Source organism: Knoellia sinensis KCTC 19936 (assembly GCF_000768705.1).
In the GTDB taxonomy this organism is placed as follows: Bacteria; Actinomycetota; Actinomycetes; order Actinomycetales; family Dermatophilaceae; genus Knoellia; species Knoellia sinensis.
On the sequence record NZ_AVPJ01000009.1, the window covers coordinates 41,110 to 62,976 of the forward strand.

22 protein-coding genes are annotated in these 21,867 nt (G+C 68.6%); 19 read left to right on the forward strand and 3 right to left on the reverse strand.

Going from position 1 to position 21,867, the window contains the following annotated elements:
- Positions 1–2: 2 nt before the first annotated feature.
- The 4 genes from ftsY to N802_RS12375 are packed head-to-tail and all read left to right on the forward strand — an operon-like array spanning position 3 to position 3,321.
- Positions 3–1,208, forward strand: coding sequence for a signal recognition particle-docking protein FtsY (gene ftsY / locus N802_RS12360; protein ID WP_035916683.1), 1,206 nt, complete (start codon positions 3–5; stop codon positions 1,206–1,208).
- A gap of 11 nt (positions 1,209–1,219) precedes the next feature.
- On the forward strand, positions 1,220–1,876 hold the full coding sequence (locus N802_RS12365) for a maleylpyruvate isomerase N-terminal domain-containing protein (protein ID WP_035916684.1): 657 nt from the start codon (positions 1,220–1,222) through the stop codon (positions 1,874–1,876).
- A 45-nt stretch (positions 1,877–1,921) separates the two neighbouring features.
- Entirely contained in the window at positions 1,922–2,398 is a 477-nt protein-coding gene (locus N802_RS12370) for a hypothetical protein (RefSeq protein WP_035916686.1), read from the forward strand.
- On the forward strand, positions 2,395–3,321 hold the full coding sequence (locus N802_RS12375) for an HTTM domain-containing protein (protein WP_035916883.1): 927 nt from the start codon (positions 2,395–2,397) through the stop codon (positions 3,319–3,321). The genes N802_RS12370 and N802_RS12375 overlap by 4 nt, the downstream gene beginning before the upstream one ends.
- Here the strand turns inward: N802_RS12375 and N802_RS12380 are convergent.
- Positions 3,254–3,646: a thiol-disulfide oxidoreductase DCC family protein gene (locus tag N802_RS12380; RefSeq protein WP_035916687.1), complete on the reverse strand. Its 393-nt coding sequence runs from the start codon at positions 3,644–3,646 to the stop codon at positions 3,254–3,256. The genes N802_RS12375 and N802_RS12380 overlap by 68 nt on opposite strands.
- A 139-nt stretch (positions 3,647–3,785) precedes the next feature.
- On the opposite strand from N802_RS12380, the gene N802_RS12385 reads away from it, so the two are divergent.
- The 8 genes from N802_RS12385 (at position 3,786) to N802_RS12420 (ending at position 14,294) form a co-directional block, all read left to right on the forward strand.
- Complete coding sequence (locus tag N802_RS12385) at positions 3,786–5,222, forward strand: ammonium transporter (RefSeq protein ID WP_035916689.1); 1,437 nt, start codon at positions 3,786–3,788, stop codon at positions 5,220–5,222.
- Positions 5,219–5,557 (forward strand): P-II family nitrogen regulator, encoded by a 339-nt coding sequence (locus N802_RS12390; protein ID WP_035916690.1) that lies wholly within the window; start codon positions 5,219–5,221, stop codon positions 5,555–5,557. The genes N802_RS12385 and N802_RS12390 overlap by 4 nt, the downstream gene beginning before the upstream one ends.
- 410 nt (positions 5,558–5,967) lie before the next feature.
- A complete protein-coding gene (locus N802_RS12395) occupies positions 5,968–8,337 on the forward strand; it encodes a [protein-PII] uridylyltransferase (protein ID WP_052109901.1) in 2,370 nt (789 codons plus the stop codon).
- A gap of 1,533 nt (positions 8,338–9,870) precedes the next feature.
- Positions 9,871–10,164 carry a hypothetical protein gene (locus N802_RS12400; RefSeq protein WP_035916693.1) on the forward strand — a complete coding sequence of 98 codons (294 nt, stop codon included), beginning with the start codon at positions 9,871–9,873 and terminating at the stop codon, positions 10,162–10,164.
- Between the two features lie 47 nt (positions 10,165–10,211).
- Positions 10,212–11,810, forward strand: a complete 1,599-nt coding sequence (gene ffh, locus N802_RS12405; RefSeq protein WP_035916695.1) for a signal recognition particle protein — start codon at positions 10,212–10,214, stop codon at positions 11,808–11,810.
- Positions 11,807–12,637: an alpha/beta fold hydrolase gene (locus N802_RS12410; protein ID WP_035916697.1), complete on the forward strand. Its 831-nt coding sequence runs from the start codon at positions 11,807–11,809 to the stop codon at positions 12,635–12,637. Before ffh ends, N802_RS12410 begins: the two co-directional genes overlap by 4 nt.
- Positions 12,638–12,745: 108 nt before the next feature.
- Entirely contained in the window at positions 12,746–13,168 is a 423-nt protein-coding gene (locus tag N802_RS12415) for an SRPBCC domain-containing protein (RefSeq protein ID WP_035916698.1), read from the forward strand.
- Between the two features lie 37 nt (positions 13,169–13,205).
- The gene (locus tag N802_RS12420; RefSeq protein ID WP_035916884.1) at positions 13,206–14,294 is read left to right on the forward strand and encodes an amidohydrolase family protein; all 1,089 of its coding nucleotides are present in this window, start codon (positions 13,206–13,208) and stop codon (positions 14,292–14,294) included.
- Positions 14,295–14,307: 13 nt separating this feature from the next.
- On the opposite strand, the gene N802_RS12425 is transcribed toward N802_RS12420, so the two are convergent.
- Positions 14,308–15,231 (reverse strand): sulfite exporter TauE/SafE family protein, encoded by a 924-nt coding sequence (locus N802_RS12425; RefSeq protein WP_035916700.1) that lies wholly within the window; start codon positions 15,229–15,231, stop codon positions 14,308–14,310.
- A gap of 163 nt (positions 15,232–15,394) precedes the next feature.
- Between N802_RS12425 and N802_RS12430 the strand changes: the two genes are divergently transcribed.
- The 3 genes from N802_RS12430 to N802_RS12440 are packed head-to-tail and all read left to right on the forward strand — an operon-like array spanning position 15,395 to position 18,413.
- Positions 15,395–15,862: an RrF2 family transcriptional regulator gene (locus tag N802_RS12430; RefSeq protein ID WP_035916886.1), complete on the forward strand. Its 468-nt coding sequence runs from the start codon at positions 15,395–15,397 to the stop codon at positions 15,860–15,862.
- Positions 15,859–17,418, forward strand: coding sequence for an SDR family NAD(P)-dependent oxidoreductase (locus N802_RS12435; protein WP_052109902.1), 1,560 nt, complete (start codon positions 15,859–15,861; stop codon positions 17,416–17,418). The genes N802_RS12430 and N802_RS12435 overlap by 4 nt, the downstream gene beginning before the upstream one ends.
- A 14-nt stretch (positions 17,419–17,432) precedes the next feature.
- Positions 17,433–18,413: a phosphotransferase enzyme family protein gene (locus N802_RS12440; RefSeq protein WP_035916702.1), complete on the forward strand. Its 981-nt coding sequence runs from the start codon at positions 17,433–17,435 to the stop codon at positions 18,411–18,413.
- Here N802_RS12440 and N802_RS12445 read toward each other — a convergent pair.
- Positions 18,359–18,922 carry a hypothetical protein gene (locus N802_RS12445; protein ID WP_035916706.1) on the reverse strand — a complete coding sequence of 188 codons (564 nt, stop codon included), beginning with the start codon at positions 18,920–18,922 and terminating at the stop codon, positions 18,359–18,361. The genes N802_RS12440 and N802_RS12445 overlap by 55 nt on opposite strands.
- Before the next feature lie 61 nt (positions 18,923–18,983).
- Here N802_RS12445 and rpsP point away from each other — a divergent pair, with 61 nt between their 5' ends.
- The 4 genes from rpsP to trmD all read left to right on the forward strand — a co-directional run bounded on the left by rpsP (position 18,984) and on the right by trmD (position 21,860).
- Positions 18,984–19,769 (forward strand): 30S ribosomal protein S16, encoded by a 786-nt coding sequence (rpsP, locus tag N802_RS21055; RefSeq protein ID WP_342666762.1) that lies wholly within the window; start codon positions 18,984–18,986, stop codon positions 19,767–19,769.
- 2 nt (positions 19,770–19,771) lie between these two features.
- Positions 19,772–20,014: an RNA-binding protein gene (locus tag N802_RS12460; RefSeq protein ID WP_035906116.1), complete on the forward strand. Its 243-nt coding sequence runs from the start codon at positions 19,772–19,774 to the stop codon at positions 20,012–20,014.
- Between the two features lie 84 nt (positions 20,015–20,098).
- Positions 20,099–20,650 carry a ribosome maturation factor RimM gene (gene rimM / locus N802_RS12465; protein ID WP_035916707.1) on the forward strand — a complete coding sequence of 184 codons (552 nt, stop codon included), beginning with the start codon at positions 20,099–20,101 and terminating at the stop codon, positions 20,648–20,650.
- Positions 20,651–20,660: 10 nt separating this feature from the next.
- On the forward strand, positions 20,661–21,860 hold the full coding sequence (gene trmD / locus N802_RS12470; protein WP_035916708.1) for a tRNA (guanosine(37)-N1)-methyltransferase TrmD: 1,200 nt from the start codon (positions 20,661–20,663) through the stop codon (positions 21,858–21,860).
- The last annotated feature ends 7 nt before the right edge of the window (positions 21,861–21,867 follow it).

Genomic DNA, 21,867 nt, shown 5'->3' on the forward strand with positions numbered 1-21,867 from the left:
CAGTGAGCGCCATCGACACTCTTTGGGAATACGTCGCCGTCGCATTCGGCCTGCTCGTCGTCTTCGGCGGGCTTGCTGCGACCCTCCTCCGGGGGCGCGGGGGAGCCACCAAGGAGCTGCCCCGGGAGCGACCGGCGGAGCAGGCCGGGCAGCCGCGCCCGGCGCCGGATGACGAGACCGAGCGTGCTTCGGGTGGGTCGGTCGACACCCTCCCGGCGCCCACCGACGACACCACCGCCCCGGACACCCTTCCTCCGGTCACGGTCCCGGAGGTCGAACGGCCCGAGGCGCCCCAGACTCGGCTGCAGCGGCTGCGCGCACGCCTGGCCCGCTCCAACACCGCCCTCGGCAAGGGCCTGCTCGCCCTGCTGTCGCGCGGCGACCTCGACGAGGCGGCCTGGGAGGAGGTCGAGGACACGCTCCTCACTGCGGACCTCGGGGTCGAGGCGTCGACCGAACTCGTCGACCACCTGCGGACCAAGGTCAAGGTCCACGGCAACGCCGACGAGGCCACGGTTCGTGGGTGGCTGCGCGAGGAGCTGCTGACCCTGGTCGACCCGTCGATGGACCGCTCGATCACGTCGTCGCGCGTCGATGGTCGCCCCGCCGTCATCGTGGTGGTCGGTGTCAACGGCACCGGCAAGACGACCACCGTCGGCAAGCTCGCCCGCGTGCTGGTCGCGGAGGACAAGGACGTCGTCCTCGGCGCCGCGGACACCTTCCGTGCGGCTGCGGCGGACCAGCTCCAGACGTGGGGGGAGCGGGTGGGTGTGCCGACCGTCCGCTCGGACCGTGACGGCGCTGACCCCGCCGCGGTGGCGTTCGACGCCGTCAAGGGGGCAGCCGAGATGGAGGCCGACGTCGTCCTCATCGACACCGCGGGGCGCCTCCACAACAAGGTCGGCCTCATGGACGAGCTCGGCAAGGTCAAGCGCGTCATCGAGAAGCAGAGCCCCATCGACGAGGTCCTTCTCGTCCTCGACGCGACGACCGGCCAGAACGGCCTGCGTCAGGCCGAGGTCTTCAGCGAGGTCGTCGGCATCACCGGCATCGTCCTCACGAAGCTCGACGGCACCGCGAAGGGTGGCATCGTCGTCGCGGTCCAGCGCAAGCTCGGTGTCCCGGTCAAGCTCATCGGACTCGGTGAGGGCCCGGACGACCTCGCGCCCTTCGACCCTGCCGGCTTCGTCGACGCGATCATCGACTGAGGAACGCGCGTATGCCGTCTGCCCTCCCGAGCGTTCCGACTGAGGCGTTCCTTGCCTGCGCCGAGCGCACGCTCGCGCTCGCCGGGCGCGCCGAGGTGAGGGACGCGTGGGAGCGCGATAGCGAGTGCGAGGGCATGACGGTCGGAGGCCTCGCCCACCACCTTGTCGCCCAGGTTCGGAGGACGGCAGAGTTGCTCGCGACGCGCGCACCCGGCGACGCGCGAGTCATCGGTCTGCTCGACCATTACGACCAGGCGCCTTGGGTGGCCCAGTCGCGCAGCGGCGAGGTCGACCCCGATCAGAACGACCGCGACAACGAAGCAGCGGCGATCGGCCCCGACGCCGTTCTCGCACAGGCCCAAGAGTCGCTCGCCGAACTTCCACGGCTCCTCGCGGAGGGCGGGCGGCCCCAGGTCGTGCACATCCCGTGGCAGGGATGGGCGCTCCCGACGGATGCCTTCCTCACGACCCGCCTGATGGAGATGGTCGTGCACGGCGATGACCTTGCTGTGAGCGTTGGCGTCGAGACCCCCGAACACGACGAGGCTGTCACGCTGCCGGTCCTCACGCTCCTCGCCGGGGTCGCCGCACGTCGGCACGGTCAGGTCGCAGTTCTCCGCGGCCTGAGCCGGCCGCAGCGTTCCACGGGGGACATCTCGGCCTTCTGACCGGAACCGGCGCGCAGAGGTGGGCGGACGGCATACCCTCTCGGCATGAATGCGGGGGAAGGGCAGTCGGGCGTGCTCCGACTCAGCCGATTGGGTCGCGCTTGGCGAGCCGGGCTCGTCGTGGCTCTCACCGCCCTGTTCTGCGCCGGATCCCTCGTCGGCAACGACCACTGGTGGCCGTTCAGCCCCTGGCGGATGTTCGCAACGTCGCAGGCCGCCACCGGTTCGGTCTGGTCGACCGGCATCGAGGTGCGCACCGCCGACGACCCGAACACGTGGGTCCCCGCTCGCCTGACCCCCGAGAACGTCGGCGTCAACCGCGCGGAGGTCGAGGGACGTATCCCGCAGATCCAGGCTGACCCGGCTCGCCTCGGCACCCTCGCCGCCAGTCATGCGCGCCTGCGTCCCGGGTCGGCCGCATGGCTCGGGCTGCGGGTCGTGCGCCACAAGATCATCGTCGTCGACCGAGAGCCCACGGGCGAGGTCGAGACGGACGTGCTCGCCGAGTGGTCCGCACCATGAACAGGCTCGCCTCCTGGCTGTTCACGCCCATGCCCGTCGCGCGCGTGGCGGTGCTGCGCCTGCTCGTCTTTGCCTTCGTCATCATCGACGTGCTGTTCCTGCACACGTCGGGCTGGTACCACGGGCAGGCCGACCCGGTCTGGTACGAACCGCTGGTCATGGGGGAGATGCTCCACCTGCCGCCCGCTTCGGTGCTCCTCGTCGAGGTCCTCAAGTGGGGCTGCGTCATCGCTGCTGCGCTCGCGCTCACGGGACGTGCGCCGCGCCTTCTTGGCTGGACCGTTGCGGTGTGCTGGATCTGGTACCAGTACGTCGCGTTCAGCTACGGCAAGGTCGACCACGACCGGGCGGACTTCGTCGTCGCGTTGGCGCTCCTGCCCACAGTCGGTCTCGCACACCTGTCGGACAAGCGCCGGTCGGAGGCTGCGGGCTTCGCGCTGCGGGCCGTGCAGATGGCCGCGATCGCGACGTACTTCCTGTCGGCGTGGGCCAAACTCCGCTTCGGCGGCCTCGAATGGGTCAACTCGGCGACGATGGTGCGCGCGGTCGTCCGGCGCGGCACCCCGTGGGCCGAGTGGCTCCTCGAGATCCCGTTCACGCTGCACTGGTTCCAGTGGGTGCTCATGGCTGCCGAACTCACGGCGCCGGTGATCTTCCTGCTGTCGGAGAAGTGGCGTCGTCGTGCCGTCGCGGCGTGGTTCGCCTTCCATGCCATGACGTATGCCGCGATCACGATTGCGTTCTGGCCGCACCTCGTGATGATGCTGGCCTTCCTCCCGCTGGAGGAGTACGCCAACTGGCTCCGAGCACGGTGGGGACGCACCCGGATCGGGCGATGGTGGAGCGAGCGCGGCCTCAGCTCGGGCGCTGAGCCGCCGGGAGTGAGCACGCCGGCGTCCCGCCCGGGAGCCGGTGTCGGTTGACCGCCACCCAGCGGTAGACGACCCCTGCGAGGGCGTTGATGCCGGGCACGAGGATGACCGCGCCCAGCGGCTTGAAGGGCAGCCGGCCCGCCAGGAGCACTCGAGCGACGGCGTCCTGGGCCGAGCTGATCCGCCCCTTGGCCGACACCCACTGCAGCGCCTCGTCGCACTGTTCGGCCGTCAGCCCCAACGTGTCGAGGTCGGCGTCCTGGTAGGCGCTGACGGCGAAGTCGCCCTGCTGGGCGCGCACCGTCGTCGTGACGAACCGCGACAACTTCGTGCAGACGCCGCAGTCACCGTCATAGATCAGCACCGAGAGAGCCATGCCCCCAGTCTCACACCGACGCCCTTCTCACAGCGCAGGGGACGGCGAAACACACTTCTTACGCTGGTCCGGAATGCGCAACACAGCCGTAACACAACGCTGCGCGAGGTGAAACCGGGCGCTCGCACACTCCTTCCCCATGAGCCCAACTCTCCTCCCACTCGCGGCCGAGCCCGCAATCGACGCATCGGCGACTGCCTTCGTCCTCATCTGCGCCTCCCTGGTGCTGCTGATGACGCCGGGCCTCGCCCTCTTCTACGGCGGCATGACACGCGCCAAGTCCGTCCTCAACATGATGATGATGTCGTTCGGCGCCATGGGCGTCGTCGGCGTGGTCTACGTGCTGTGGGGCTACTCGATGTCCTTCGGTGGCAGCAACATCGGCGGCATCATCGGCAACCCGTTCGAGAACTTCGGACTCAAGGGTGTCGTCGGTGACGCCGAGGGCGCGACCCTCGACGCCAACGGCACCGCGATCATCGACGTCTTCGGCGCGGACGTGTGGATCCCCGAGATCCTCTTCGTCGGCTTCCAGCTGACGTTCGCGATCATCACCGTCGCGCTCATCAGCGGCGCCATCGCCGACCGCGCGAAGTTCTCGACCTGGCTCGTGTTTGCCGGGCTCTGGGTGACGCTGGCCTACTTCCCGGTGGCGCACATGGTGTGGGGTGGCGGTCTCCTCAGCGGCTCCGAGGACGGCATCGCCGCCATGCTGTTCGGTGCGACCGATGGGGCGGCCAACGTCCTGCCGATCGACTTCGCCGGTGGCACGGTCGTCCACATCAACGCCGGCATCGCCGGTCTCGTCCTGGCCCTCATCGTCGGCAAGCGCCTCGGCTTCGGCAAGTCCGCGATGCGCCCGCACAACGTTCCTCTCGTCATGCTCGGTGCGGGTCTCCTGTGGTTCGGCTGGTTCGGGTTCAACGCGGGCTCGGAACTCGCTGCTGACGGCCTCTCGGCCCTCGTCTGGGTCAACACCACCGTCGCGACCTGCGCCGCGATCCTCGGCTGGCTCGTCGTCGAGAAGCTCCGCGACGGTCACGCCACCTCTGTCGGCGCCGCCTCCGGTGTCGTCGCCGGTCTCGTCGCCATCACCCCGGCCTGTGGCGCGCTCTCGCCCGTCGGCTCGATCATCCTCGGCCTCGTCGCCGGTGCCCTCGCGGCCCTCGCGGTCGGACTGAAGTTCAAGTTCGGCTACGACGACTCGCTCGACGTCGTCGGTGTTCACTTGGTCGCTGGTCTCTGGGGCACCGTCGGTGCCGGACTCCTCGCCACCGAGGGTGGACTGTTCTACGGTGACGGCATCAACCAGACCGTGGTCCAGATCGTCATCGCCCTCGCCTCGCTGATCTTCTCGGCGGTCGTCACGGCCATCATCGGTCTGGCCCTCAAGTACACCCTCGGGTGGAGGATCTCCGACGACGACGAGGTCGCCGGTATCGACCAGGCCGAGCACGCGGAGTCGGGCTACGACCTCGTGTCGCGCGGTGGCCGCCTCGGCACCACCTCTTCCCCGGCCCTGTCCCACGACGCCCGTCACCACGACGAGCTCACCCCTGAAGGAGTCAAGGCATGAAGCTCATCACCGCCATCATCAAGCCCCACCAGATCGACGCGGTGAAGGAGGCCCTCGAGGCCTACGGCATCTCGGGCATGACCGTCAGTGAGGCCTCCGGCTATGGCCGCCAGCGTGGCCACAGCGAGGTCTACCGCGGCGCCGAGTACACCGTGGACTTCGTCCCGAAGCTCCGCCTCGAGGTCCTTGTCGACGACATGGACGCCTCCAGCGTCGCCGACGTCATCCTCAAGGCCGCCCAGACCGGGCGGATCGGTGACGGCAAGATCTGGACGGTGCCGGTCGAGGACGTCGTCCGGGTTCGGACCGGAGAACGCGGCTCCGAAGCCATCTGAGCACTGCGACTTTGTGCCCCATTGGGACGGCGAGCGCCAGCGAGTTGTCCCAATGGGGCACAAAGTCGCACGAAGGCCAGTGGGCGAGCGCCAGCGAGTTGTCCCAATGGGGCACAAAGTCGCACGAAGGCCAGTGGGCGAGCGCCAGCGAGTTGTCCCAATGGGGCACAAAGTCGCACGAAGGCCAGTGGGCGAGCGCCAGCGAGTTGTCCCAATGGGGCACAAAGTCGCACGAAGGCCAGTGGGCGAGCGCCAGCGAGTTGTCCCAATGGGGCACAAAGTCGCACGAAGGCCAGTGGGCGAGCGCCAGCGAGTTGTCCCAATGGGGCACAAAGTCGCACGAAGGCCAGTGGGCGAGCGCCAGCGAGTTGTCCCAATGGGGCACAAAGTCGGATGAGGGGAGTGATCGCATGACCGACGTCACGGACGTGGCCGCCCGACGGCTCGACCTCGCCGGCACTCGGGCCTTCGAGACGGCCGGGTCCGGGCCGGAGCGACGTCTGCGGCTCGCCGAGTTCAACCGGGAGTGGTTGACCGGGATCTGGCAGGAAGCGACGAAGGGGAGCAACGTCGAAGGCGTGGCTCTGGCCGCCGTCGGGAGCGTCGGTCGCGGTGACGCCGGACCGCTCTCCGACTACGACCTCGTGCTCCTGCACTACGGCCGCACCCTGTCCGCTGACGAGATCACCCGGCTCGCGGACCGCATCTGGTACCCCATCTGGGACGCCGGGGTCCGCCTCGACCACAGCGTGCGGACGGTCAATCAGTGCCGGGCCGTGGCGGCGGACGACCTCACCGCAGCCGTGGGGCTGCTCGACATCTCGGCCGTCGCGGGCGACGCGGAGGTGGTGGCAGCTGCACGAGCGACGGTGAGCCACGACTGGCGGGCCAACGCCCGCAAGCGCCTCCCACAGCTCACCGAGGCGATGTCCGTGCGCCACCACCGGCACGGTGACCTGGCCCAGTCGATCGAGCCGGAACTCAAGGAGGCCCACGGGGGCCTGCGCGACATGACCGTGCTCAACGCGCTGGCCGAGGCGTGGCTGGCCGACCGTCCGCGTGGTGAGGTCGACGCGGCCTACGGAACGCTCCTTGATGTCCGCGACGCGGTCCACGTCGTCACGGGGCGCGGACGGGACCGACTCGGCCGGGAGGACCACGATGCGGTCGCGGCACTCCTCGGCTACGACGACCCCGACGACCTGCTCGCCGACGTCTCGGACGCGGGCCGTGCCATCGCCTATGCCATCGACGGCACCGTGCGTCGGGCCGCGCAGTCGCAGCGAGCACGCGTGCTGCGCGTGGGGCCGCGCCGCCCGCAGATGCGTCCGCTCGGCTTCGGACTCTTCGAGAGCGATGGCGAGGTCGTCCTGGGCTCGGGGCGTCTGCTCGACTCGGACCCGCACCTGCCCCTCCGTGCGGCCGTCCTCGCCGCGCGGGCCAACCTGCCCATCGCGCCGGTGACGCTCGAAAACCTTGCGACCAAGTGCGCCGACCTGCCAACCCCGTGGACGCCGCTGGCCCGGGGGCTGTTCAGCGACCTCCTCGCGGCGGGACCGGGTCTCGTCACGGTGTGGGAGGGCCTCGACCAGCAGGGGATCATCGAGCGTTGGCTCCCCGAGTGGGTGGCCGTTCGGTCTCGGCCGCAACGCAACGCGGTCCACAGGCACACGGTGGACCGCCACCTCATCGAGACGGTCGTCCACGCGACCGGTCTGCTGCGCGGTGTCGGCCGCGCCGACCTGCTGCTGCTCGCCGCCCTGCTCCACGACATCGGCAAGGTGCCGGGGGCACACGACCACTCCGTCGCTGGTGCGCCGATCGCCGAGGCGATCCTGCGTCGTCTGGGTCACTCCGACGCAGACGTCGCAACGGTGGTGGCGCTCGTGCGCGAGCACCTCACGCTGATCGAGCTGGCGACCCGTCGGGACCACTCCGACCCCCGCACGATCGATGCCGCGATCGCGGCCGTCGATGGGGACAGGGACCGCTTCGAGTTGTTGGTGGCTCTCACCGAGGCCGACGCGGTGGCCGCCGGACCCAAGGCGTGGACCGACTGGCGAGCCGCCCTGCTGAACCAGTTCGCGGCGGCGGTGCGCGAACGGCTCAGCCCATCGACCCCGGCGGCCGGCGAGGCCGAGCCGTCCCTGGTGCCCGACGATCTCGTGTCGACCCTGGCAAGTGGTGAGCCCTACGTCGCGGTCGTCCCCAACGGGGGGTCCTACCGGATCGACATCGCCGACCGTGACCGTCTGGGCCTCTTCGCGGACACGGCAGGGCTGTTGGCCGCTGAGGGTCTGGTCGTGCGCACCGCCGTCTTGCGGACCGTCGATGGGATCGCCGTCAACGAGTGGCACGTCGAGAGCCCGAGCGATGCCGAGCCCGAGCGGGACCGGATCGTGCGCGGACTCATGCGTCTGGCCAGTGGCGACCGCGCCCCCTTGGGGCGGCTCGACCGTCGCCGGCAGTTTGCCGGGCGGCCGAGCGGGCAGTCGACGATCGGCACGCCGGGGCAGCCGCGGGCACTCGTCGTACCCGGCGCGAGCCAGGAGGCCACCGTCATCGAGGTGCGGGCGCAAGACCGGCCCGGACTGCTGCACGAGCTGGGGATGGCCTTCGCCAAGGCCGGGGTGTCGGTGCGCTCCGCGCACATTGCCACGTATGCCGGCCAGACCCTGGACACCTTCTATGTCACCGACTTTTCGGGCCGCCCTCTCGATCCGGCGAAGGTCGCGCAGGTCGTCGGCGTCGTCATTGACGCCTGTGACCGGAGCACCTGACCTGTCCGGGTCCACGCCTAGTCGTCGCGCAAGTGACGCTCTACCGACTTGTGACGTTCAGGTAACCTTGATGGGGCGTGTGTATGCGGGACGAGGCACCCAAAGATTTCGAAGTTCCCGCCTCCCCGATTCGTAGCCTAGGAGGCGCTCGGTGCGCTACGTTATTGCTCATGCAAACTAGGGGGAAGGTGGTTGGCGCCCTCGTGCTGGCGCTAACGATTGGAAGTAGCTCAATTCCGTCAAGCCAAGCCGAGAAGGCTTGCCTTGAGACGGACGGCAACGGAGACGTTATATGGTACGGAACTCCGTCTGCAAATCTCACTGACGCTGCGGATAGCCTCCAAGGATTTGTTGATGAGAATCCTGATCGCGCTACCGGTGTTGCCTTTTGCTCAAATTACTCCGCAGTGTTGCTCACACTCCCATATCACAGTGGCGAAGCGACTCGGGCGGTGGCGGAAGTCACCCAGAGGAACACCAATGTGAAGATTGAAGTTGCTATCGTTCCAAATTCGCTTTCCGCTTTGCTCAGAGCATCGAGTACGGTCGCAGACGAAAGTTCTGCTGAAGAAATCGACTCCGTAGTTGGGCCCGATGTAGTAGTCGGTGGACTTGATGTTGCGATCGCCGAAGGAGATCTTCCTAGTGCAGCGCGAGGCAACCCCGCCGGTTGGGCTCGTAGTCAGTTTGGCTTACCGGCAGATATGCCCCTTCGAGCACGCGACATGGGTCGGTCGACAAACACCACGAGGCGGGACAATAGCTCACCCTGGAATATGGGCGCGGAGATCTACAATGGGAGCGCGAACTGTTCCCTTGGTGTTCCGATTAGAATCGGCACGGCGCGAACGGTCCTAACGGCGGGGCACTGCACCGCTACAACCTTCTACAATAGTGGGGCATTTGTTGGTTCTCAATACACAACAAGTTATCCAGGAAATGCCGACATATACGGTGACTGGAAACTATTGAGCGGATCATCGTATCGCACCGTCGTTTTCAATGGACCACTGTCGTCGAATGCAACGCTACCAATTGTGGACGGCAACTATGGGTCGAGGCCGGTCGGCTATGAGATCTGCACGTCCGGCAGGACCACCGCTCAAATATGTCGCTATATCGTCCGGGGCTCTTATCGCACGGAAACGATCGAAGGAGTCTCGAGTGCGCACATGCTGGAGACTCGGCACGATGGTGATCGTGATGGGTTTACCGATTCGGATGGCTTCATGAAAGGAGATTCGGGCGGCACCTGCTACTACGGTGTCGGTGGAGGCGGAGTCGTTGCTACCGGCATCGTGAAGGGAACAATTCACTGGCTCAGTGGAAAGAGCTACTACTGCACCCAGCTAAGCGGCTTGAGGAAGTGGGCCCCCAGTGCGTACGTGGGCAATTAGTGACCGAAGGCTTCTTTGGGGTGGCGCACTCGCACTCGTTGTCTTGGGCGGGTGTGCGCGTTCACCGGAATCACCCTCGGCACGGTCGGCATCTCCCACGTCGTCGGAGATCTCCGCCGACGAGGATTCGTGCTCCGTGGGTCTGGCGAATTCGGTTCCGAAGTTGTCCCTGGAGGAGGCTTCGGGCCTCGTGGGAGCGACCATTCGGGCCTGCGAGATTCTTCCGGGTTCTGATGGAAAGGATGTCGCCGAGGCGTTCGTGGTCGATGCGACCAAGAGTTCGGCGGCAGGCTTCCCCCAGATGGTGTCCTTCGATGGTGGGCCACTCCCCGATGGGTGCTCTGTGTCGCACCAGTCTCGGCTCTTCCTGCTCAGCAAGGGACGGTGGGTCGAGGCACGTCAGGTGGGGTGTGGCGCGAACGCCTCCTGAACAGTCGGCGTGACGGGGGCGCTGGGGTCTCCGGTTAACCTTGTGCGGTGTTCACGAGCCTTTCCGACCGCCTGACAGCCACCTTCAAGAACCTTCGCACGAAGGGGCGACTGTCCGAGTCCGACGTCAACAAGACCGTCCGCGACATCCGACTGGCGCTGCTCGACGCGGATGTCGCGCTGCCGGTCGTCAAGGAGTTCACCTCCTCCGTACGTGACCGGGCCCTCGGTGCGGAGGTGTCGCAGGCGCTCAACCCGGCCCAGCAGGTCGTCAAGATCGTCAACGAGGAGCTCGTCGACATCCTTGGTGGGGCGACGCGCACGATCCGGTTCGCCAAGACCGGGCCGACGGTCATCATGCTCGCCGGCCTCCAGGGCGCCGGCAAGACCACCCTCGCCGGCAAGTTGGCCTACTGGCTCAAGGAGCAGGGCCACACGCCGATGCTCGTCGCGGCAGACCTCCAGCGGCCCAACGCCGTCACCCAGCTCCAGGTCGTCGGCGAGCGCGCGGGTGTCCCGGTCTTCGCCCCGGAGCAGGGCAATGTCGGAGGCCACGACGCGGTCGGGCCCACCGGCGAAGGCACGCGAAGCTTCGGTGACCCGGTCGCGGTGTCTCGGGACGGCATACGTGAAGCCGTTGCGAAGCATCACGACGTCGTCATCGTCGACACCGCCGGCCGCCTCGCCGTGGACGCCGACCTCATGGCGCAGGCAGGGCAGATCCGCGAGGCGATCAACCCCGACGAGGTCCTGTTCGTCATCGACGCGATGATCGGTCAGGCCGCAGTTGAGACCGCCGAGGCCTTCCTCGAAGGTGTCGACTTCACCGGCGTCGTGCTCTCCAAGCTCGATGGTGACGCCCGCGGTGGTGCGGCGCTGTCCGTCGCCGGGGTCACCGGCCGCCCGATCATGTTCGCGTCGACCGGTGAGGGCGTGAAGGACTTCGAGGTCTTCCACCCCGACCGCATGGCCTCGCGCATCCTCGACATGGGTGACGTCCTCACCCTCATCGAGCAGGCCGAGAAGGCGTTCGACCGCAACCAGGCGGCCGAGATGGAGCGCAAGTTCCTCGCGGCCGAGGACTTCACGTTCGACGACTTCCTCCAGCAGATGTCGGCGATCAAGAAGATGGGCTCGCTCAAGTCGATGCTCAAGATGATGCCGGGCATGGGCCAGATGTCCGCTCAGCTCGACAACCTCGACGAGCGAGAGTTCGACCGCGTCGAGGCGATGGTCCGCTCGATGACGCCGTTCGAGCGCAACCACCCCAAGCAGATCAACGGCTCGCGCCGCGCCCGCATCGCCGGCGGTTCCGGTGTCACCGTGTCCGAGGTCAACCAGCTGCTCGAGCGGTTCGGCGAGGCCCAGAAGATGATGAAGCAGCTGGCCCGCGGCGGCGGTATCCCCGGCATGCCGGGTATGGGCGGCGGCAAGAAGGCCCGTCAGCAGCAGCAACAGGTCCGTGGCAAGAAGTCGAAGTCGGGGAACCCCGCCAAGCGCGCTGCCGACGCCAAGGCAGCGGCACAGCGTGCGGCGTCCAAGCCGGCGGGTGCCTCGTTCGGTGGGGGGGCTGCGGACGGCTTCGACCCCGCGGCGATGGACGCGTCGCAGCTGCCGAAGGGCTTCGAGAAGTTCCTGGGCAAGTGACCACGCCGCCGGCAGCCGCCGAACCGCTGCACACGCTGTCGGTCGGCACTGCTGGGCCACGCATCGCCTTCCTGCACGGGCTCTTCGGGCAGGGCCGCAACTGGTCCACGATCGCCAAGGGGCTCGCTGGTCCGGCCGGGGACGGCGTGCGAGCCACGCTCGTCGACCTTCCCGACCACGGTCGCAGTCCGTGGTCGGCCGAGTTTTCGTTCCAGGGGTATGCCGCGCAGGTCGCCTCGACGTTGCGCGCCATCGATCCGGAGCCATGGATCGTCGTGGGGCACTCCCTCGGTGGCAAGACGGCGATGACGCTGGCGCTCACCGAGCCCGCGCTAGTGTCAAAGCTCGTCGTCGTGGACATCGCGCCGAAGAGCTATGGGAACCTCGACCGGTTCACCGGCTACATCAACGAGATGCAGCGGCTACCGCTCGGGGAAGTGCGAGATCGCTCCGAGGCCGAGGCGCGGTTCAACGAATCCGATCCGGGCGTCAAGGCGTTCCTGCTCCAGAACCTGCGGCGCGAAGGCGCCTCGTGGAGGTGGCAGGCCAACGTCGGGCTCTTTGCTGCCGACGCGGCACGCGGTGACGACTCGGCCGTCGCCGACTTCCCGTTCGAACCCGGCGGGGTGGCCCCCTATGACGGTCCGGTGCTGTGGATCACGGGTGCGGAGAGCACCTATGTCGTGGACGAGGACGGCGAGCGAATGCGTGCGTTCTTCCCCAAGACCCGCCAGGTGACCGTCAAGGGTGCGGCTCATTGGGTCCACAGTGACGCGCCCGCTGTCGTCACCGAAGCGCTACGCCGCGTCGTCGCCTCCACACCGTGAGGAACGCCGGACCGGTTTGAGCCGACCTGTTGCCATGAGCGCCGGGAAGGAGTCTGCTAGTCCCATGTCGCCCGTCCCGGGCGGCCCCGGTTATGACGGAGGTCTGGCATGAGCAGTGAGGTCGACGCACTTCCCGACGACACCGACGACGAGCCGCAGGTGGGCGTGCGCGCCACCACCACGGTCTCGGCACACCCGAGTGCGGTGTGGCAGCACCTGACCAGCGACGCCGGAACCGAGGCGCTCCTCGGTGAGGGGGCACGGATCGGGAGCAAGGGCGCACCGTGGAAGGCCGGCGACGGCTCCTACGGTGTCGTCCGCAGTTTCCACCCGATGGAGAACGTGCGCGTCACGTGGCATCCCCACGACGACGGCCCCCTGAGCATGCTCGACGTTCAACTGCATCCCGATGGCGAGGGAACCCGGGTCGACGTCTACCACGAGGGACGCGGCATCGTGGGCGACCCCAGAGGCGACCAACAGCATTGGCAGGATGCGCTCGGCCGACTCGCCGGAGGCCTGCCCGGCTGACGTCGGCCGCGACACGCTCCTCGCTAAGGTCAGTCCCATGACGGGTTCGGTGCTGCACCTGGTGGGAGAGGTCCTCGTCGGACCCGAGGACGTGCGACCCGAGGCGTGGGTGATCGGGGGACGCATCACCTTCGAGCGTCCCACCGGGACCGGACACGACGTCGAGACGTTGTCCGGATGGTTCGTCCCGGGGATGGTCGACGCCCACTGCCACGTCGGGCTCGATCGCCACGGCGCAGTCGATGACGCCACGTCGGAGGCCCAGGCGCTCGCGGACCGCGACAACGGAACGCTGCTCATCCGCGACGCCGGCTCGCCCGCCGACACCCGCTGGATCGACGAGCGCGACGACCTGCCCAAGGTCATCCGGGCGGGTCGCCACATCGCCCGGACGAAGCGCTACATCCGCAACTACGCGTGGGAGGTCGAGCCGGAGCAGCTCGTCGAGCGGGTCCGGATCGAGGCTCGGGTCGGCGACGGGTGGGTCAAGCTCGTGGGGGACTGGATCGACCGGGAGACCGGTGACCTGCAGCCGTGCTGGCCGGCGGACGTCCTCAAGGAGGCGATTGCGGCCGCCCACGAGGAAGGCGCCCGCACCACGGCGCACTGCTTCGGGCCCGACTCACTGAGGGACTTTGCGGCGGCGGGCACCGACTGCATCGAGCACGCCACCGGCCTCGAGGCCGACACGATCGACTCCTTTGCGGCACAGGGGATCGCGATCGTTCCGACGCTGGTCAACATCGCCACGTTCCCGGCCATCGCCGAACCGGCCCGCGAGAAGTTCCCCGACTACCACCGGCGCATGGTCGACCTCCACGCACGACGCTACGAGACGTTCGGCGCGGCGCGAGAGGCCGGCATACCGATCTATCTCGGAACCGATGCGGGAGGTTCGATCGCCCACGGACTCGCCGCGCAGGAGGCCGTCGAGCTCGCGGAGATCGGCTTCAGCAACACCGAGGTCCTGGGCGCGGCCACGTGGGGCGCGCGTGCCTGGCTCGGTCGGCCCGGCCTGGAGGAGGGCGCCGACGCGGACCTGCTCGCGCTCGATCACGACCCCCGACAGGACATCACCGCGCTGGGCGAACCCAGCGCGGTGATCCTGCGCGGTGTGACCTACTGACGGAGTCTCGGGCTCAGACCGGGTCGGCCTCGAGCAGGTGCTCGTCGTCGGTGGCCGCGGTGGGGGTGAGCGCGGTGTCCTTGCGGTGCTCACCGACCGACCATGCGATGGCGGCGATCCACGCGGCGGCGATGACGACGTAGGTCACGGCCTTCGTCGTGTCGCCGGCGTCGATCCACGACGAGCCGAGGAGGGTGCGGACGTTGGTGAGGATGATGAGGCCACCGACTGCCGAGCCGAGCACCCTCGGGGGGAGGTGCCGCACGAGCCAGGCGGCGATGGGGGCGGCGATGAGGCCACCGATGAGCAGGGCGACCACCCAGCCGAAGTTGATGCCCTGCGAGCCGAGCGCGATGAGGAAGCCGATGCTCGCCGCGACGGAGACGAGGAACTCGCTGGTGTCGATCGAGCCGATCGTCTTGCGGGGCTCGATGCGCCCTGAGGCCAGCAGCGCGGGCGTTCCGACCGGGCCCCAGCCACCGCCACCGGTCGCGTCGACGAACCCGGCGAAGAGGCCCAGGGGAGCGAGGAAGCGGGACCTGAGCGGCTGTCCGAGGCGATCGGTGCGCAGCCCGCGAAGCGTGAAGCGCACGAGGATGTAGACGCCGAGGGACACGAGGATGAGGGCCATGAGCGGCTTGGCGGTCGCGGTGTCGAGCGAAGACAGGACCGTCGCACCGAGGAAGGCGCCGACAGCTCCGGGGATGCCGATCCGGAACACCACGCCCCAGTCGACGTTGCCGAATCGCCAGTGCGCGGTGCCCGACGCGAGCGTCGTGCCGATCTCGGCGAGGTGCACGGTCGCCGAGGCGGCAGCGGGGTTCGTCCCGATGAGGAGGAGGAGGCTGGTCGTCGTCACGCCGTAGGCCATGCCCAGACTTCCATCGACGAGCTGGGCGATCAGGCCGACGATGGCCAAAAGGGTGAGCTTGCGCATGTCATGAACTCCCGACGTCGATGAAATCCGATCTGATGGGTAGGAGTTTTGATGACGGATCCCTTATGGAGCAAGTAACAGGAAGTTATGTCTCACATGATGGTCGGGGGCTGCCGCATCGTGGGCGTTCGGAGCACGACCACGCGTGCGGGAGAATGGACTCGTGGACATCTCGGCGCGCACGGAGTACGCAGTGCGCGCGATGCTTCTCCTTGCCGAGGCCGCCTCGGCGGGGGAGGGCCCGGTGAGTGTCGAGTCGTTGGCCACCGCACAGGCGTTGCCCCGCAAGTTCCTCGAGGCCATCGCGGCCGACCTGCGCGCCGCGGGACTCGTCACGAGCACTCGTGGCGCGCGCGGCGGTTATGCCCTGGCGCGACCCGCGACCGACATCGCGATCGGCGATGTCTTCCGCGCCGTCGATGGTCCTCTCGCCGAGGTGAGGGGGCTGCGGCCACACGAGACCGCCTATGACGGGGTTGCGGCGCATCTGCCCACCGTGTGGGTGGCGGTGCGCGCCAGCCTCCGTGCCGTGCTTGACGAGACCTCGCTGGCCCACGTGTTGAGCGGGGACCTGCCGCCCACCGTTCGTGACCTGACCGACGACCCGGAAGCCTGGACCAACCGCGCATGACTGACGCACGCCCCACCCGCCCCGTCGACGAGCACCCGACGGACAACGACCCCGAGGACTTCGGACCTGGCGTCGACCCCGACGACCTCGCGACCGTTCTGCGCGTCCTCGCCGAGCTCCCCGAGCTCGAGGCCGGCCACCCCGACATCCAGACGATCAAGCGCGCCACCGGTCGCATGTACAAGCAGGTCCGCAAGGCGCGGCGTCGCGAGGCGAAGCAGCCGCAGATCGACCACGACGAGGCCATCCTCGCCAAGACCGCGACCGGGTCGCCGATGCGCATCGATGACGAGACCAAGGGCATCCTGCTCGAGGTCCCGCCGGCGGGCACGACGGTGGGGGAACTGATCAAGCCGCGAGGCTGCTACATCTGCAAGGCCGACTTCACGATCGTCGACGCGTTCTATCACTGGCTCTGCCCGACCTGCGCGGCCAAGAGCCACCTCAAGCGCAACCAACGGGTCGACCTCAGCGGCAAGCGCGCCCTGCTCACGGGTGGCCGCGCCAAGATCGGCATGTACATCGCGCTCATGCTCCTGCGCGACGGCGCCCACCTCACGATCACGACGCGCTTCCCACACGACGCCGCGCGCCGGTTCGCCGCTCAAGAGGACTCGCCTACCTGGATCGACCGGCTCAAGATCGTCGGCATCGACCTGCGCGATCCCACCCAGGTCGTCGCGCTCGCGGACGAGGTGGCCGCGGCCGGTCCGCTCGACATCCTCATCAACAACGCGGCGCAGACGGTGCGTCGGTCGCCGGGGTCCTATTCGCACCTCGTCGACGGGGAGAAGGTCCCGCTCGAGCGCAATGTGCGCTACCCGGAGCTCGTGACATTCGACCGGATCAGTGAGGCGCACCCGGCGAACCTTCTCGGCACCCTGTCGATGCACCAGGTGGCCCACCACGAGGGCGAGTCCGAGGAGGACGCTGCGCGCTCGCTCGCACAGCGCACGGCCGCCTCGATGACCGAAATGGCGTTGACTGCAGGGCACGCAAGCCTCGACGCGCACCTCTCCGGCACGGCCGTCGACGCGGGCGGCCTGCTGCCCGACGTCCAGACCAACAACAGCTGGACCCAAGTCGTCGACGAGGTCGACCCGCTCGAACTCCTCGAGGTGCAGCTCTGCAACTCGACCGCGCCGTTCATCCTCATCTCACGGCTGCGGCCGTCCCTCCGCGCCGCGGTGCAGGGCGGTGCCCGACGGGCCTACGTCGTCAACGTGTCGGCGATGGAGGGCCAGTTCTCCCGCCGCTACAAGGGCGCCGGACACCCGCACACCAACATGGCCAAGGCCGCGCTCAACATGCTCACCCGGACAAGTTCGGGCGAGATGTTCGAGACCGACCGCATCCTCATGACCGCTGTCGACACGGGCTGGATCACTGACGAGCGCCCGCACCACGAGAAGCTCCGCATCGCCGCCGAGGGCTGGCACGCGCCACTCGACCTCGTCGACGGCGCCGCCCGCGTCTACGATCCGATCGTGCGCGGCGAGGCCGGCGAGGACATCTACGGCTGCTTCGTCAAGGACTTCGAACCCAGCGCCTGGTGAGAGGGGTATGCCGCGTGGACCAGTTCGCTGAGTGGGTGCGGCATTCCTTCGGGCTGGGTGACGGCCCGCTCCTCCGAACCGTGGGCGGGCGTGGTGCGGACGGCGACGTGTGGCACCTGCAGGTCGACAGCCGCGAGTATGCGGTCAAGCGACCGTTCCATCCGTTCGATGTCGAGGCCGTGAGCCGAGAGGCCGCCCTGCTCGACCACCTCGCCGCGCGCGAGGTCGAGGTGCCGACCCATGTCGGGACAACCGACGGACGCCTCGTCGCCGAGGTCCCGGCCGACCTCGGCGGCGGCAGGGCCCGAGTGAGTCACTGGATCGAGGGCGACTCGGTCGGCGCCCGCACGTCAGAGCTTGCTGAGCAACTCGGCGCACTTCTGGCACAGCTGCATCGAGCCGCGCCAGCGACTGAGCGCCAGCCCCGGAGCTGGTACACCGCGATGCTGGCACCGGTCGAGTGGGCTCACCTCGTCGAGCAGTCCGCGGGGCGACCATGGCACGACGCCCTTGCGGCGCGACTTGGGGACCTCACGGCATACGACGAGTTGGTGCGCCGGGCCCACCCCGCAACAGGACCGTTCATCCTCGGGCACTGCGACCTCCACCCCGACAACGCGCTCGTCGCGCCCGACGGCAGCCTGCGCGCCCTCGACTGGGAGGACTTCGGGCCCCTCGACCCGGGGCGGGAGCTCGCCAAGACGCTCGTCCAGTGGCATGTGCTCGACAACACCCTTGATGAGGAGGCGATCACCCGAACCGTGACGGCGTACCGGGCAGCCGGTGGGCCAGGGGTGCTCGCTGATCTCAGGGACTTCGCCATGGTGCTCTGCAGCGAGACGAACTTCCTCGCCAGCCAGATCCGCCTGGCGCTGGACGACGCGGCGCAGCCTGAGCGGCGCGAGCAGGCCCAGGGTGAGATCACCGAGGCGCTGGGGGCCTACTTGCCGAGCCTGGCAACGCTGGATCGGGTTCTGGACGCCGCGACGGCATAGGCCACCATCGCTGCCACCCCCGTGGCGACCGAGGCCACGAACCACCAGACGGCGACACCCCACTCGATCGCTCCGGGGTCGACGAGTCGGCCGTTGGACGTGCAGATCTCCGCGCCGGTCGAGTCGCCGAAGCACGACATCTCGGCCGGCCCGCTCGTCGCGAAGATCCAGCCGAGCCAGGCCAGCCCCACTGCCGCGGCGAGCCCGAGTCCCGCGATCGCCGGCCATGCCCCGGGGCTCTGGCTCGTCAGGACCACTGACAGCGCCAGCAGCCCCAGCGCCACAGGCGCCACGAAGATCCCGATCGAGAACATCCCGATCACGGTGAGCACGCATGCCAGACCCGTGACGAACCACAGCAACAGCAAGCCGTTGACCTTCGGCGGTGAGGCGAGGGCGACGCTCATGAACTCATCGTCCGCCCGAGCGAGCGTTGCGACAAGGGGGCGCGGACGGCATACGAAGAATGCTTTGTATGCCGTGCGCTCACCTTCCGTGGTCAGGACCACCCCCGCTGGTCTGGCAGAATGGTCCGCTGTACACCTTCTGGCTGGCGCTGATGTCGGCCGGATGCCTACCCCGGGCCGTTCGGTACCCCGCGTGATTTCTCCCGCGGTCTGGCCGTGCCCACAACCTGAAAGCGAGACCACACACGTGGCCGTCAAGATTCGTCTCAAGCGTATGGGCAAGATCCGTACCGCCATCTACCGCGTCGTCGTCATGGACTCGCGCACCAAGCGCGACGGTCGTGCGATCGAGGAGATCGGCAAGTACGACCCCAACCAGGAGCCGTCGCTCATCGAGATCGACATGGACCGCGCCAACTACTGGCGTGGCCAGGGTGCACAGCCGACCGAGGCCGTCGCCGCCCTGCTGAAGATCATGGACGAGGGCACCCTCAAGGTGGCCGAGACCAAGGCCAACAAGAAGGACCTCTACGAGGCCGCTCTCGCCGCTGCCGGCAAGGCCGACGGTGCCGACGCCTCCGGTGCGACCACCGCCAAGAAGAAGGCCGCCAAGAAGTCCGACGCTGCCGAGGCCCCCAAGGCCGAGGAGAAGGTCGAGGAGGCCCCCAAGGCTGCCGACACCGACTCGGGCGCGGCTTCGGCCGACAGCGTTGACGCTGACGCCGACGCGAGTGCGACCGAGGCTGCTCCGGTTGCCGACCTCCCCGCGGGTGCCGTTGCGGCGCTCGAGGACGGCTCCGCCCCCGAGGGCTACACCGTCAAGGGCAACAAGGACTCCGGCAAGTACCACGAGCCGGACGGCCAGTGGTACGACCAGACGGTCGCCGAGGTCTGGTTCAAGTCCGGCGCCGACGCTGAGGCCGCTGGCTTCGTCAAGGCTGGGTCCTGACCGTGCTCGAGGAGGCGCTGGAGCACCTCGTCACCGGGATCGTCGACCACAAGGACGACGTTCAGGTGAAGCGCAAGGAGCTCCGTCGCGGCGAGATCATCGAGGTCCGGGTGCACCCGGATGACCTTGGTCGCGTCATCGGCCGCTCCGGCCGCACGGCGAGTGCCCTGCGCACGGTGCTGACCGCCCTCGCCGGTGGCCGCCCCGTCCGGATCGACATCGTCGACACCGACCGGGTGCGCTGAACCGCCAGCAACCACGACGAACGCGCCGTGTCCCCGGGAGGGGCGCGGCGCGTTCGCGTGTCCCCTGCCTGAGAGGATCTGACCATGTCCCGCAGCACCGACGCGCTTCTCGTCGCCCGCATCGGCAAGCCCCATGGGCTGCGCGGTGAGGTGACGGTGCAGACGCACACCGATGACCCCGAGCGCCGCTTCGTCGAGGGCACGACCTTCGAGACCCAGGCAGCGGTGGGCACGGGCGTCCCGCGTCAGCTCACCCTCGCGACTGCGCGCAAGCACCGCGAGATCTGGTTGCTCGGGTTCGCCGAGATCCCCGACCGCACGGGCGCCGAATCGTTGCGTGGCACCCGCCTCTTCCTCGACGTCAGCGCGACGGCGCATGACGACACCGACGAGGATGACGGTTGGTACGAGCACGACCTCGTCGGCCTGGCGGTGCAGGACCCCTCGGGGGCGACTCTCGGAGAGGTCACCGGCCTGGTCGTCGGTGCTGCCCAGGATCTGCTGGAGGTGCGCCTCACGGGTGGGCGTGAGGCCCTCGTCCCGTTCGTCGAGGCCATCGTCACCGAGGTCGACACGGAGGCCGGGCACGTCGTGGTCGACGCTCCAGCCGGCCTTTTCGATCTCGACGAGAGCTGAGGCCGCCCCGATGCGTCTGGACGTCGTCTCGATCTTCCCCGAGTACCTCGCGCCACTCGACCTGTCGCTCATCGGCAAGGCCCGCCGCGACGGCCTGCTCGATCTGGCGGTGCACGACCTCCGCGACTTCGCCCACGATCGGCATCGGACCGTCGACGACACGCCCTATGGCGGGGGCGCCGGCATGGTCATGAAGCCTGGCCCCTGGGCAGAGGCGCTGGACCACGTCGTGACACAGGGGCGTTCGCGCGACAACAGCGCGGTGGACGCCGTGCCGACGCTCATCATCCCGGGGCCGGGCGGCGAGCCGTTCACGCAACAGATCGCCCGTGAACTGGCCGACGAGCCCTGGCTCGCCTTCGCCTGCGGACGCTACGAAGGGATTGACGAGCGCGTCTACGAGTGGGCGGGGGAGCGCATGCCCGTGCGCGTCCTGTCGCTCGGTGACTACGTCCTCAATGGTGGCGAGGTCGCGGTCCTCGCCATGGTCGAGGCGATCGCCCGACTCCTGCCGGGTGTCATCGGCAACGCCGAGTCCCTCATCGAGGAGTCGCACGAGGACGGCCTCCTCGAGTACCCCGTCTACACCAAGCCCGCCGAGTGGGACGGGCGCGCCGTGCCCGAGGTGCTCCTCGGAGGCAACCACCAGGCCATCGCGAAGTGGCGACACGAGCAGCGGATCCAGCGCACGGCCGCCCGCCGCCCGGACCTGCTTCCGCCTGCCGCGGCGACGGGAGGGCTGGCCGAGCTCGAGGAGCGCATTGCCACCCCGGCCGATGCCCCCGACCTCCAGGTCCTGACCCGCGCGTGCTGGGCCCCCGAGTTCGCCCGATACGGCATGTTCGGCGCCGGTGAGGAGGACCTCGAGACGGTGCGGGACGGCATACAGGAATGGGACACGCGGGTCTGGAGGAAGGACGGGAAGCTGCTCGCCTCGCTCCGCGTCCGACCGCACCCGGAGCACGAGGCCACGTGGCAGATCGGGCGACTCATGGTCGCGCCGTACCTCCAGGGCCGTGGTCTGGGACGAGAACTCCTCTCGTATGCCGAGTCGCTGGCACCCGAGGACGTGCGCAGCTTCTGGCTCAACACCGGTGCCAAGAGCACCGAGAACCTTCGCCTCTACAAGAAGGCGGGCTATCGGGTTCGGCCCGGCGAGGGCGAGTTCCCGGGGACGGTGGATCTCACCAAGCGCCGCGTCGCCACCTGACCCGGCC

Excerpts from the sequence above, each read along its gene's own strand:
- trmD (WP_035916708.1), top strand. The coding sequence starts at position 20,661 with ATGCGTCTGGACGTCGTCTCGATCTTCCCCGAGTACCTCGCGCCACTC.
- N802_RS12425 (WP_035916700.1), bottom strand. The coding sequence starts at position 15,231 with ATGCGCAAGCTCACCCTTTTGGCCATCGTCGGCCTGATCGCCCAGCTC.
- N802_RS12375 (WP_035916883.1), top strand. The coding sequence starts at position 2,395 with ATGAACAGGCTCGCCTCCTGGCTGTTCACGCCCATGCCCGTCGCGCGC.
- N802_RS12435 (WP_052109902.1), top strand. The coding sequence starts at position 15,859 with ATGACTGACGCACGCCCCACCCGCCCCGTCGACGAGCACCCGACGGAC.
- N802_RS12380 (WP_035916687.1), bottom strand. The coding sequence starts at position 3,646 with ATGGCTCTCTCGGTGCTGATCTATGACGGTGACTGCGGCGTCTGCACG.
- N802_RS12420 (WP_035916884.1), top strand. The coding sequence starts at position 13,206 with ATGACGGGTTCGGTGCTGCACCTGGTGGGAGAGGTCCTCGTCGGACCC.
- N802_RS12415 (WP_035916698.1), top strand. The coding sequence starts at position 12,746 with ATGAGCAGTGAGGTCGACGCACTTCCCGACGACACCGACGACGAGCCG.
- N802_RS12370 (WP_035916686.1), top strand. The coding sequence starts at position 1,922 with ATGAATGCGGGGGAAGGGCAGTCGGGCGTGCTCCGACTCAGCCGATTG.
- N802_RS12395 (WP_052109901.1), top strand. The coding sequence starts at position 5,968 with ATGACCGACGTCACGGACGTGGCCGCCCGACGGCTCGACCTCGCCGGC.
- N802_RS12365 (WP_035916684.1), top strand. The coding sequence starts at position 1,220 with ATGCCGTCTGCCCTCCCGAGCGTTCCGACTGAGGCGTTCCTTGCCTGC.
- rpsP (WP_342666762.1), top strand. The coding sequence starts at position 18,984 with ATGCCTACCCCGGGCCGTTCGGTACCCCGCGTGATTTCTCCCGCGGTC.
- rimM (WP_035916707.1), top strand. The coding sequence starts at position 20,099 with ATGTCCCGCAGCACCGACGCGCTTCTCGTCGCCCGCATCGGCAAGCCC.
- N802_RS12385 (WP_035916689.1), top strand. The coding sequence starts at position 3,786 with ATGAGCCCAACTCTCCTCCCACTCGCGGCCGAGCCCGCAATCGACGCA.
- N802_RS12390 (WP_035916690.1), top strand. The coding sequence starts at position 5,219 with ATGAAGCTCATCACCGCCATCATCAAGCCCCACCAGATCGACGCGGTG.